Source organism: Solibacillus sp. FSL W7-1464 (assembly GCF_038004425.1).
Classification (GTDB): domain Bacteria; phylum Bacillota; class Bacilli; order Bacillales_A; family Planococcaceae; genus Solibacillus.
Genome location: NZ_JBBORC010000001.1, coordinates 1,809,305 through 1,821,428, shown reverse-complemented (window position 1 = coordinate 1,821,428; position 12,124 = coordinate 1,809,305). Strand labels below are relative to the sequence as shown.

Here is a 12,124-nt window from a genome sequence, read left to right as displayed (position 1 = left end):
GTTGGAGGTTTTTTTATGAAACGATCAGAACGTCAGCTGATGTGGCAATCTCGTATTCAAGCTTTCCACACGAGTGGTGAAGCAAGCGTTGCTGCTTGGTGCGCAAAAGAAAATGTACCTGTTCAAAGTATGTATCAGTGGCTGCGTAAATCACGGACGCAGACAAAAATTCAACCTGCTCAGTGGTTACCTGTTGTTGTACAAGAGCCTGTTCTACCTGAAACGATTCCCATTACGATTAAATTAAATGGCATCACCATTGACTGTCCACCCGATTTTGATGAAGCGACTTTAACGAAAGTCCTTCAGGTTGTCCAACATCATGTTCACTAATTTAAGAATGGATCAAGTGTTCATTGCGTGTGGACCAACAGATTTACGGAAATCCGTGGATGGTCTCGCTGCAATTGTACAAGAAAGCTTTCAGCTTGATCCCTTTTCATCGCATCTCTTTGTATTCTGTAACCGAAAAAAGGATAAATTAAAAATCCTTCACTGGGACCATAATGGATTTTGGCTCTTTTATCGTCGTTTAGAAGATGGCCTGTTTGACTGGCCCGATGAAGCGACTACGCCATTGAAAATTTCAGGCAGGCAATTTAAATGGTTACTCGAAGGGTTACCTATGAATCAAAAATCCTCACATATGAAGATTTCTGCTAAAGTTGTCATTTGAAAAAGGAATTCGGCTAATCAGGTCGAATTTCTTTATCTATGGTAAAAATCGAACTTACTCCAACACTTACAATTGAAGAACTCGCAAAAAAGAATGCGGCGTTGGAAAAACAAAATGAAGCCCTACTGGCTAAACTCAACTGGTGGGAAGCACAGTTCCGCCTGAGCCAACAAAAGAAGTATGGTGCTTCAAGTGAAAAAACCAACCAAGATCAACTTACGCTGACGCTATTCAATGAAATGGAAATGACGTCAGATAACACGGTCGAAGAACCGACGCTTGAAACGGTTACCTATAAACGTAAAAAGCGTTCGGGTCAAATCGAAGCGATGTTAGAAAACTTGCCTGTCGAAACGATTCACTATCGTTTAAGCGAAGAAGAGCAGGTTTGTTTGTGTTGCGGTGAAAAGACACACGAAATGAGTACACAAATCCGTCGTGAATTGAAAATCATTCCGGCACAAGTCGAAGTGGTCGAACATGTTCAACACATTTACAGCTGCCGTCATTGTGAAAAAGAAGGAACAGAAACACCTATCGTCACAGCGAAAATGCCAGCGCCTATGTATCCAGGTAGCTTAGCTTCGCCATCAGCGATGGCTTATTTGATGAGCCAAAAATATTGTGAAGGTCTTCCGCTTTATCGACAAGAAAAACAATTAGAGCGAATGGGCATTTCACTCTCACGTCAAACGATGGCGAACTGGATGATGTATGGGGCGAACACATGGCTTATCCATTTATATCATCATCTTCATAAAAAACTACTACAAGAGGATATTGCCCATGCGGATGAGACCAGTTTACAAGTATTAAATGAACCTGGTCGCGCTGCGACAAGCAAATCGTTTATGTGGATGTATCGAACAGGTCGAGAAGTAGCGCCCATCGTGCTTTATGACTATCAAACTACACGCTCGGGTAAACATCCCAAAGCATTTTTACAAGGTTTTTCAGGTTATCTCCATGTCGATGGATATGCAGGTTATCACGACTTGAAAAATGTCGAGTTGGTCGGGTGCTGGGCGCACGCGCGTCGAAAATATGATGAAGCACTGAAATCCTTACCAGCAAATCTACAAAATACAGAGCAGCCATGTGCCGCAAAAATAGGCCTTCAATTCTGTAATCGTTTATTTGCGATCGACAAAAAGATTAATAAAATGGACGACTGTACACCTGAACGTCGCTACGATGAACGTCTGAAGCAGAGTAAACCTGTATTAGATGATTTTTTAGTATGGCTAAAAACAGAAAAAGCCCGTGTCGCACCAAAAACAAAATTAGGTGAAGCCATTACATACTGTTTAAATCAGTGGCAAAAACTCGTGGTATTTTTAAAGGATGGTCGTCTAGAGTTAGATAATAATCGAGGCGAACGTTCGATTAAACCGTTCGTTATCGGTCGCAAGGCGTGGTTATTTGCGAGTTCTCCAAAAGGCGCAAAGGCTAGTGCTGTCATTTACAGTATTGTAGAAACAGCCAAAGAGAACCAACTCGATCCGCTGAAATATTTAACGTATGTCTTGGAACAGCTGCCGTTAATTGAACGAACAGACGACGCAGCGTTAGATGCGTTGATGCCTTGGTCAGATAAAATTCCGACCAACTGCCACGTACCAAAACGAACTATATAGATAACATAACAATAGCGGCTGCCTAAAACTAGGTGGCCGCTATTTGACGCTTACTTTTCTTTGACCAGAGCTCCCTTTTGGATTTGGTAAAAATTTAACATATAGATCATAGGGAAATAAATATTCTGTTTCTACTTTATTGTTATCTATAAAATTAATGTAACATAATATGATTTCGTATGTTTCTTTATTAATTTGAACTGTATCAGTAATATCTAATTTAAAAGGAGAGTTTGCTTTTTTCTTCTCTCTTGGAAGGATAATCCAAAAGGTTCCATCTTTTTTTTTATCTATACAATTTTTTTTTAGTTTAAGAACTTCAATAATTCTCATTGGTAATACATTTGTTAGTTTCCACCAAATTAAAATGGGATAAAACCGAAAATATTCCTCTGAATTGTATGAACTAAAGAATTCCTCTATAATTTCATCGAAGGCAATTACATCAGGAAAATACGGTAGTTCTCGGTTTTTTTTCTCTGGGGTTTTTATAGAGTTACAAATATCGATAATCTCCGAACTCAATGGATGTTCATAAAAAGTTAAAAATAATCTAATTATCCCAGCCGTTTCAAATCCGACAATTGAGGTTTGCGACATTAAAAAGATTTCTAGCTCCTTTAAATCTTCAAATTTACTCGTTTTTAAGATAACTCTTTTTAATGTCATTAGTATTCTTTGGCAAGTAGTGATAGCTGTTCCTGTCATTCTTTTTAGAAGTATATAACCTTTTAGAGCTTTATTTAATTCTTGATACATCTCTAAATCAAATTTAAATATAATTTCTCTGTCTTTATTTTCGTTATATATTAACCACACTGAATCATCAAAATTATCAGCATTAATTAAAGAGTTTTCTTTCAAAAAAGAAAAGTATTTCCTCAATTCCTCTTCTGGAATTTGTGTATGTGTTACGTTTTCAATTGATTTTAATGTAATATTCTCAGAAAGTTTACCAATGTCGATTTTTACTTCCATATTATATGCCATCCCCTTTGGTTTACATTAGTAATGGACTCAACTGTAAGACTCGTTTTCTAATGCCAACTAGATCAATAAAAGTTTCGATATATTTCTCTCCATAGACAGAAATAGCTTCATTCAGAAGTAATAAATATATTTTTAGAAAGTAAGAATCCCTCTCAATAATAGTTGTATACATCGTTGACTCAATCGATGTCATTAAATTTTCAATTTCTTGTTTAATATGAATAATTGTATATACTTCTGGAATAAAGAATTCACATGAATAGCATGACTGTAGATGCGGTTTCTCGCAATCAGGGTAACTCAAACATGAACCGTGTTCATTACGAGAAGGCCTTTTTCCACTTAATATGCCATTTATTAATTCTTTAATTTGTAGATTATTTAATTTACTTAGTTTATTTAATATAGGCAGCCTTTTTTTATCAATATTTTTGAGAAATACTGCCCAATCCTCTATTTGCTTAGGGCTAAATTCTTTTCTTAATTCCATTATATAATGCGATCTGACATCAATTGGTATTGGATCAATTCCATCTTCAAATAAAAGCTTAATTAATGTATTGTATAACCATCCAAAATGACCTCTATTGAATAAGTTTAAAGAAACATTTCCAAGGGATCCATCGAAGTTTGTAGCTTTAACATAGATAGCTGTAGTATCTTCTTTTTCATGAGAACGCGTCTGCTGTGTATATGTTAATGCCAATTCAGGATCAGGAGCTTCATCTACAATACTATTAAAAAGATAAGTCATGGTTGAACGATTCATTACTAAACTTTTAAAGTCTCTTAAATCTTCATTATATTTAAAGAAATTTAAATGCTGATTGTTTGGTTTACGAGCCCTTAGACTATTTGAAATAAGTGTTTGAAGTAAAAACTCATCCTTAGTATGTCGACGATGTAACTCGCAGATTATAAATGCATTTCCTGCAGCCAGGATAAAATCCATAGGTACAAGAAAGGTTAAGAGTGAATTAGTCTTTGATGTGGTTAAACTTCTAGTCTTATAATAAATTTGATTTATTACAATTTGAGCCTGTTCTTTTGTAACTTTGTTTGTCAAAAACCATTCAAAATCATTAATCTCTACGGCTTCTAATTCTATATTTTTAAGACTATTAACAATGTCTGTAGATCTCCACGTATCTATTAGATGCATAATAGTAAAAAGCCACATATTAGCATAATGCTTACTCTTTAATGCCTCTAAAACATGCCTATCAATATTTTTGGTATAGGAAAGGTATTCAAGATAAATCTCAGGAGAATAGATTTCTTTTTCATCATCTTTAGTGGATGATGAAGGGGTAATAATAAAGTTTTTCTTATTATCGATACCCAAGATACCAAAAACATACTGAAAAAACCAATTTACTAGAGTCCTGTGAGACAGTGCATAAGATTCATCTATAAGGATGGAATGGATTTCTTCTTCACTTAATTCAAAACATTCGTTAGTTAAATTTAAAATGATTTTTTCATAGCAAATTTTAGCTCGAGAACATTCTGACTTAACATAGCTTATATGACCATTTAATGATGATATTCGTACCGAAATATAATCAATATAGTACTCCCTAGTTTTTTCAATATGCTTTGGGATTTTGAAATTTTTAATGGAATGAATTAAATGTTCTAGCAAAAAAGCTTTATCGATTTTTATTCCCTTTTCGTTTGGTAGTTTTGATAAATTTCTAATTCTCTTATATTCCTCTAAATCTGTTAGAGGGATATAGAAATAATTATTTTCTTTAAAACCATTAGGAAAATACCCTTTTTTTATATAACTACTTAACGTTGTAGAATGTATATTTAAATAACGAGCTGCATCACTTGCATTTAAACAATGTTTTTGTTTTTCTGATTTTTTTTCCAATTTTGTAATATATAATTTCATTTCATCCAGACTAATTGCTTTTAACTTTTTTCCGTTTTCTAGAAATTCTATAGGTGTACCTAATTTACCATTATTAATAAGTTCGCTCGCGGAATTATAAGAGATATTTAGTTTTTCAGCTACTTCTTTAATGGTTAAATATCCTTCAGGTCTTTTTATTTTACACGCGTATAAATTATAATTTGATTTCAATTTCTCAAAAAAATCATCAGGGAGTGTTTCCAATTCTTCTCGACTTAAATAAACTTTATTTTGTATAATTGTTACTTTAAATAAGTTCAATTCTAAACATTTTTTTATTGTTTTACGAGAGACACCTAATAATTCTGCAGCTTTATTACAAGATATTAACTTTTTTAATAACAATTTTTGAGATATAATTCCTTTGATTTCTTTCAGTGGAAGATACCAAGTGCGAAGCCAAAGTATTCCACCGGATATTTTTTTGTTATTTATCCAATTACCAATTGTTGAACTACTTACATTTAGGATATCCATAGCTTGGTTTGGGGTTACATAATTTTTATTTAAATCATCAAGAAATTCCTCATACTTTCTTACAGAGGATTCAGGTATAAGAAAAATACTTGTTTGTCCTGAAGTAGATTCCCTAAATTTTCTAATTCTATCAAATCTACCCTGATTTATCCAACGTACTATTTCTGTTTGATTAACATTAAAGTATTGGGCTAACATATTTGTATTGTAATATCCCTTTGGAATAACTTTATTTTTATAAGCCAGAAGATCACCATTATCTCTCAGAAAATTTTCAAAATTTTCTTTAGATAATAGAAACTTACCCCCTCTTAGAGACAATTGTAAGTCAGGTCTAAATATTTTAAGGACTTGTTCAACTGAAACCCCTAGGTTTTCCGACAATTCCTTCGTACTTAACATTTGGCTTTCTTGGTCTAACTTTTTCTTGAGCGATATTACAGATGACTTAGATAAATACAATTTACCTTTCCAGATTATGCTGTCCTCAAAATATCCCTTTTTTTTTAGTATATATAATGAACCTGCAGAAATGCCCAATGTTTCTTGGACAACAGTAGATTTTATATATCGTTCCTCAATATCATTGATTTCCCTTTCATATTCAATTACATCGGTTTCAGGAATCAAATAGTACTCAGGTGAACCATATGGGACTCCTGATTTTTCTATATTTTTAAAAATATTTTTATTTATCCATAAATTAATTGTATCTCTTTTAACGTTGAATCTTTGAGCTAACATATCTACTGTAAAAAAGCCTTTGGGAACACCCTTTTTCAAAAAAGAGAGTTCTTTTGAATTTGTAAATTTGAAATCTTCCAATACTTTTTTAGCAATCAAGATTCTTTTTGAATTAAAAGATGAACAAGTTTCTAATCGATTTGATCTTGTCTGTATTTGTTAAGCTAAAACTGAGCCACAAACGCAATTGAAATATGAGCCACTTTATATCAAAATAATCCTAACTGTTAAAAGTTAGGAGGATATAGAGGTGATCAGTTTGGAGAAAAAGCAATTGGTATTGATTGAGTACTACCAGCACAATACAAGTCAGCGTCAAATTGCAGAGAAGCTTAATATGTCACGAAATACTGTTAAGAAATATATCGAACAAGACTTAGCGGCAAGACAACAAGATACAAGGAATTTACCGATTACAGATAATTACGTTACGCCTCCGGCATATAAAAAGCGTAAGGGAAAAAAGAGAGCTTTAACAAATACGGTGATGAAGCGTATTCGCGAGATGATGAAACAGAATGAAAATAAGCGTGAAGTAAATATGCATAAGCAGCAATTAAAGATTATTGATATACATGACAAACTTTTAGATGAAGGGTTTAAAATCGGCTATACGACAGTTCGCAATTTCGTGAATCGTGAGGAAAAGAAGCAAAAGGAAGTATTCATCCGCCAAGAGCCTAAAGTTGGTCGTGAAATTGAGTTTGATTGGGGAGAAGTAAAGTTATTTATCGATGGAAAACTAAGAAGTTTTTCAATGGCCGTATTTACTCTAGCCTATAGTAACGATCGCTTTGCGCGACTCTACGAATCAGAAACAATGGTTTGTGTACAGGATGCACACGTAAAATGTATCGAAGCTTTAGGCTTTGTGCCACACGTTTTTACATACGATAATATGCGTACAGTTGTCAAAAACTTTATCGGTTATGATCGTTTTATTACCGACGGTATGAAAAGTTTATCCTTGCATTATCATTTTCAAATACGACTTTGTCAGCCTCGTAAAGGCAATGAAAAAGGCCATGTGGAGCGAAGTGTGGAATACATACGTCGCAAAGCATTTGCGCATCGAGATACGTTTGTTTCTTTAGAAGAGGCACAGGAGTATTTAGTTTCTATTATCGAAAAATTAAATGGTCGCGTTCATTATTTGAAAGAGAAAACACATCATGAATTGATGTTGGAAGAAAAAGCTGAACGAGCTGGCAGTTTAACAGCGGCACCGTTCGACCCTGCAGAATTAGTGGAGCTACGTGTGGATAAATATAGTACGGTTACCTACCGTCACAATCGCTACTCTGTACCCGAGGGGCATGTAGGAGAATACATTAAGTTAAAAGCTCGTGCAGAGGAAGTGCTTCTATTTAGCGAAGGTGAATGCATCGCGAAGCATAAACGAAGCTGGCAAGTTCATGCCTGGGTGATGAATATCTACCACTATTTAAACACCTTGGAAAAGAAAAAAGGTGCCTTAGCCCAAAGTGAATGTTTGAGCCAAGCACCAAAAGATATAAAAAATATCTACCACCGCTATTATATCGGAAATGAAAAAGATTTTCTAGAACTACTTGTTTATGTCAAAGAACGAGATTGCCTAACAAGAGTACTAGAAGTCATTACTGAACTAGAAAAGAACCCTTTGGTTCATCTAACAACGGAAAAAATCATTTTCTTAGCAGAACAGTCAGCTGAAGTACGTACTGTTTTAACTGGCCAAGATGATGTCACCAGTCAATCTTTAGATAATTTATCTTCATTAGCAGCATTATTTCATTCTAAAGGAACAGGAGTGGTTCATTAATGGACAAGCAAAAAGAGATGATTGAAATGTGTAAAGAATTACGTTTACCAAGTATTCGTTCTTTACTTGAACAAGAAGTATTATTTGAACAACATACAACCCCGGCTGACTTTCTCTATTTCGCTTTAAAACAGGAAATGGAGGACCGATACGTGCGAGCAAAAGCTAATCGAATTCGATTAGCCAACTTCCCAGAGAAAAAGCTATTAGAGGAATTAGATGTAGAGGCACTGCCGCAAAATGCGGCGGTTCGCCTTCCTCATTTGAAGGAACTAAAGTTTATACAGGAGAAGCAAAATGTATTATTAATTGGCTCACCTGGTACCGGTAAAACCCATCTTGCGATTGGATTAGGCATTGAAGCCTGTTTAGCGGGCTATAAAGTGTATTTCACAAGTGTAGCATCACTTGTGAATCAATTAAAGGAAAGCCGTTCTGCGAGAACATTGCGCTCCTTTGAACTAAAATTTGAGAAGTATGATTTAGTCATCATCGATGAACTCGGGTACATTTCATTCGATAAAGAAGGAGCAGAACTTCTGTTCACGCACTTATCGTTACGTGCCGGTCGAGCAGCGACAATTATAACAAGTAATCTAACGTTTGAACGCTGGGAAGAAGTATTCCACGATCCAGTATTAACATCAGCTTTAACCGATCGACTCACGCATCGAGCGCACATCATCAACATGATTGGTGGCTCCTATCGAATTTTAGAAACGAAAGAATGGATCGAACAGAGCAATTTTTAGTGGCTCATATTTTAATTAACAATTGGCTCATATTTAACTTGCGAAATACACTTGTCCAATGATAAACTTTTTCTTCAGACACACCGAGATAAATAGCAGCTTCTCTAATTGTAAACTTATCCATTCGTTCACCTAATTTCATTTTTCATTTTTACTTTCAATAAGACGAGGAATATAGAAACCATGCATATGATTTAATCTCTCTTCTAATTTTTTTCGAAATCTAGAGGTCCCCTTAAGATATCTTAAAGAGGAAAGAAGTGAACTATCACCACGGGGAACTGCAATTTCATAAGGATTTTTTGCATACTCAGCTAACATATTACTAAAGATTCCTCTTCCAATATGAGTTGACCACTTAGAAATTCTAAGGTGGTGAGCAAGTAATTTATCATTAATATTATTGCTATTTTTTAAACAATATATAAAATATTTTTTTACCTTATCAAAGTATTGCCTATAACTTTTCGCAGTCATTGCCTTTCCATCACGATTAACAAATAATGCGCTTGTCCCATCTTCACAAGTATATAGTTCTAAATGATCGTTATAAAGTTGGTTAAACCAGTTTTGTAAAATCATTACCGATTGCTTTCTTTCTTTCTTAACGTAATCGGCACCATTGGTATCCTTTAAATCAGTACGGAACATGTTTTCCTTCAAATTTATAAGCATAGATTCCCCATTTACCGTATGTTTAATTGAACTTCTCTTTATATTCACAACCTCACCAACTCTTAATCCACCGAAAATCTGAAAGTATAAACCAAGAACAATAGGTTTTGCAGTCAAGCAAGCTATTTCAAAGAATAATGGTAAATGTTCAATAGGAAAAGTGTGTTCCATTTCATTACTTGAGAAACTAGGAAGAATAACATTCTTAAATGGAGATATGTGTATTTTTTTACCACTTTCGTTATAATATGACTCAAAAGTTGTGGAAGCGACTAGGGGTAAGCATTCTTTGTTTGAGAGGTAATAATAAAATAAAGTCAGGGTTCTTTCAATATCTTTAACTGTTTGTCTTGCTTTTCCATCTTCTGTTAAATTGTTAAGAAATTTCTCTCCATGAGTAATTTCTAAATCTCTTAATGATTTTAATTTAAATTTATTTCTATTATCTATAATAAAATTTAAAAAGGAGGATAAGTTTAAAGCATGTTTTCGCTGTGTGTTATATGAAGCATACCTCCAATTGAAAAAGATAAAATCAGTTATTGGATGTACTATTTCAAATTGATTATCCTTATTCTGAAGACATATAAATGCTATTTGTTTTTTTTCGAATTCACCATTTTTTTTTATTTTCCAATCCATCCAAATTGTATCAGCTCTAAATTTGTAGTTTGAATTATATATCGGATATATCTTTGTACTCATTTAACCAACCTCCTTTCAAAATATAATTCCTATATTTACAATTAATGCATATAAATAAAAATATGTACAGAAATAAATAGAATTAATTGGAAAGATATATATTAATGCTATAAATACCCTTTAAATGTAATGTACAGTAATTTATTTCATGAAAGTTCCTTAAATCCTTTATATGGAGAGAAATACATTATGTTTATTGTACAATTTATATTTTGTACAGTTATATGTAGATATTGGCGATGATCCCTTCCCCATTATAGGACTTTACGTTTTGCCAAAGTACATGCGGATTATCAAACACATCGATCATTTGCAGTCTCCTTGAATCGGTATATTGAACCGGTACAGGTAAATTGTGACGTTCAAAAAAGTCGGAAAGTAATTGTTTTCTTGTTGTTAATCGGCTATTTCCCTTATCTTCCCCTTTTAGTTTCAGTAAATCAAACACAATATAATGACACGGGAATGTGTCTGCATGCGATTCGATATTTTTTTGGTTCGTCATTTTCCCCCGCTTTTGCACATACGAGAATTTGCTTTGAAAATTGTTTATTAAGTAAACGACTTCCCCGTCAAAGGTAAGCGGTAAATAAGCTTTGATTTTGTCATAAATACTCTCACAGTAACGGATAATTTCAGGAAATTTATCATTTAAAACGTTACCATTCCGGCTTTTCAATATTGGCGATTGACTGCCCTTTTCCCAAAATAAAACAGAACGATAACCGTCATATTTAGTTTCGTATAACCAATCCTCACCTAACGGAATTTCCGGTGCATCGGTTAATAACATAGGTTTCACATAAAGGCCAACTTTCGTTTTTTTCTATTTATCCTTTGTTTTTTTTCTCAGACAATACATAAATTAAATTTTTAGTCCCATAGTAAGGAAAAATGAGGTGACAACATGCATACTGTCTGGAAAGGTAGTATTAGCTTCGGCTTAGTGAATATCCCGGTAAAACTTCATGCTGCAACGGAAAATAAAGACGTTAAGCTCCGACAGCTCCATAAAGAATGTCATACACCGATCAGCTACAAAAAGGTGTGTGAAGGATGTCAGGCAGAGGTAAAAGATGAAGATATCGTAAAGGCGTATGAATATACAAAAAACAAATTCGTTGTTTTGGATGAAGAGGACCTGGAAAATTTACGCAAAGAAAATGAAGATAAATCGGTAGAGATTATAGATTTTGTGAAGCTGGAAGAAATCGACCCGATTTATTTTGAAAAGACGTACTATTTATCCCCTGACAATACAGGGGCAAAAGCATATGTCCTATTACGAAAAACGTTGGAGGAATCCGGTAAAATCGGTGTGGCCAAAATTACAATCCGTTCAAAAGAGCAATTGGCCATCGTCCGTGTTTATAAAAATACATTAGTAATGGAGATCATTCATTTCCCAGATGAAGTGCGTGCTGTCGGAGACGTACCGAATATACCGAGTGTTGAAGCAGTCGTGCAAAAAGAACTGGAGACGGCCCTTATGCTTGTTGAGCAATTGACAACCGAGTTCGATCCGACAAAATATACGGATGATTACCGGACAGCGCTCATGCAGCTGATCGAGGAAAAGAAAGCGGAAAGTACGGTTGTCGCAAACGAAAAACGCCCGTTGCCTGATAATGTGACCGATTTAATGTCCGCATTACAAGCTTCACTCGATAAGACGAAGAAGCCGAAAACGAGAAAACGTACAACAACTACAAGGACGAAGAAAAATGCATAGAATAAAGCCCA

Annotated in this window: 10 protein-coding genes; 6 read left to right on the top strand and 4 right to left on the bottom strand. The window is 34.4% G+C overall.

Annotated features, from left to right (window positions below; genetic code table 11):
- The first annotated feature begins 15 nt into the window (after nt 1-15).
- Genes tnpA through tnpC form a run of 3 tightly spaced genes read left to right on the top strand, consistent with a single transcriptional unit; the run spans nt 16 to nt 2,313 of the window.
- Nucleotides 16-333: an IS66 family insertion sequence element accessory protein TnpA gene (tnpA, locus tag MKZ25_RS08825; protein ID WP_340800995.1), complete on the top strand. Its 318-nt coding sequence runs from the start codon at nt 16-18 to the stop codon at nt 331-333.
- Nucleotides 323-676 (top strand): IS66 family insertion sequence element accessory protein TnpB, encoded by a 354-nt coding sequence (gene tnpB / locus MKZ25_RS08820; protein WP_340800994.1) that lies wholly within the window; start codon nt 323-325, stop codon nt 674-676. The genes tnpA and tnpB overlap by 11 nt, the downstream gene beginning before the upstream one ends.
- A gap of 38 nt (nt 677-714) precedes the next feature.
- Nucleotides 715-2,313 (top strand): IS66 family transposase, encoded by a 1,599-nt coding sequence (gene tnpC, locus MKZ25_RS08815; protein WP_340800993.1) that lies wholly within the window; start codon nt 715-717, stop codon nt 2,311-2,313.
- A 39-nt stretch (nt 2,314-2,352) separates the two neighbouring features.
- On the opposite strand, the gene MKZ25_RS08810 is transcribed toward tnpC, so the two are convergent.
- Both MKZ25_RS08810 and MKZ25_RS08805 read right to left on the bottom strand, forming a co-directional pair.
- Entirely contained in the window at nt 2,353-3,291 is a 939-nt protein-coding gene (locus MKZ25_RS08810; RefSeq protein WP_340801178.1) for a hypothetical protein, read from the bottom strand.
- A gap of 22 nt (nt 3,292-3,313) precedes the next feature.
- Nucleotides 3,314-6,544 carry a helix-turn-helix domain-containing protein gene (locus tag MKZ25_RS08805; RefSeq protein ID WP_340801177.1) on the bottom strand — a complete coding sequence of 1,077 codons (3,231 nt, stop codon included), beginning with the start codon at nt 6,542-6,544 and terminating at the stop codon, nt 3,314-3,316.
- A gap of 151 nt (nt 6,545-6,695) precedes the next feature.
- Here MKZ25_RS08805 and istA point away from each other — a divergent pair, with 151 nt between their 5' ends.
- Nucleotides 6,696-8,249, top strand: coding sequence for an IS21 family transposase (istA, locus tag MKZ25_RS08800; RefSeq protein WP_340716296.1), 1,554 nt, complete (start codon nt 6,696-6,698; stop codon nt 8,247-8,249).
- On the top strand, nt 8,249-9,001 hold the full coding sequence (gene istB, locus MKZ25_RS08795; protein WP_340716297.1) for an IS21-like element helper ATPase IstB: 753 nt from the start codon (nt 8,249-8,251) through the stop codon (nt 8,999-9,001). Before istA ends, istB begins: the two co-directional genes overlap by 1 nt.
- A 138-nt stretch (nt 9,002-9,139) precedes the next feature.
- Here istB and MKZ25_RS08790 read toward each other — a convergent pair whose 3' ends face one another.
- Both MKZ25_RS08790 and MKZ25_RS08785 read right to left on the bottom strand, forming a co-directional pair.
- Nucleotides 9,140-10,381: a hypothetical protein gene (locus tag MKZ25_RS08790; RefSeq protein WP_340801176.1), complete on the bottom strand. Its 1,242-nt coding sequence runs from the start codon at nt 10,379-10,381 to the stop codon at nt 9,140-9,142.
- A 220-nt stretch (nt 10,382-10,601) separates the two neighbouring features.
- Nucleotides 10,602-11,174, bottom strand: a complete 573-nt coding sequence (locus tag MKZ25_RS08785; RefSeq protein WP_340802997.1) for an ATP-dependent DNA ligase — start codon at nt 11,172-11,174, stop codon at nt 10,602-10,604.
- Between the two features lie 114 nt (nt 11,175-11,288).
- Here MKZ25_RS08785 and ku point away from each other — a divergent pair, with 114 nt between their 5' ends.
- On the top strand, nt 11,289-12,113 hold the full coding sequence (gene ku / locus MKZ25_RS08780) for a non-homologous end joining protein Ku (protein ID WP_340801175.1): 825 nt from the start codon (nt 11,289-11,291) through the stop codon (nt 12,111-12,113).
- The last annotated feature ends 11 nt before the right edge of the window (nt 12,114-12,124 follow it).

Coding starts and splice junctions, on each gene's coding strand:
- tnpB (WP_340800994.1), top strand. CDS start 323: ATGTTCACTAATTTAAGAATGGATCAAGTGTTCATTGCGTGTGGACCA.
- MKZ25_RS08790 (WP_340801176.1), bottom strand. CDS start 10,381: ATGAGTACAAAGATATATCCGATATATAATTCAAACTACAAATTTAGA.
- ku (WP_340801175.1), top strand. CDS start 11,289: ATGCATACTGTCTGGAAAGGTAGTATTAGCTTCGGCTTAGTGAATATC.
- MKZ25_RS08785 (WP_340802997.1), bottom strand. CDS start 11,174: ATGTTATTAACCGATGCACCGGAAATTCCGTTAGGTGAGGATTGGTTA.
- MKZ25_RS08810 (WP_340801178.1), bottom strand. CDS start 3,291: ATGGAAGTAAAAATCGACATTGGTAAACTTTCTGAGAATATTACATTA.
- tnpC (WP_340800993.1), top strand. CDS start 715: ATGGTAAAAATCGAACTTACTCCAACACTTACAATTGAAGAACTCGCA.
- istB (WP_340716297.1), top strand. CDS start 8,249: ATGGACAAGCAAAAAGAGATGATTGAAATGTGTAAAGAATTACGTTTA.
- tnpA (WP_340800995.1), top strand. CDS start 16: ATGAAACGATCAGAACGTCAGCTGATGTGGCAATCTCGTATTCAAGCT.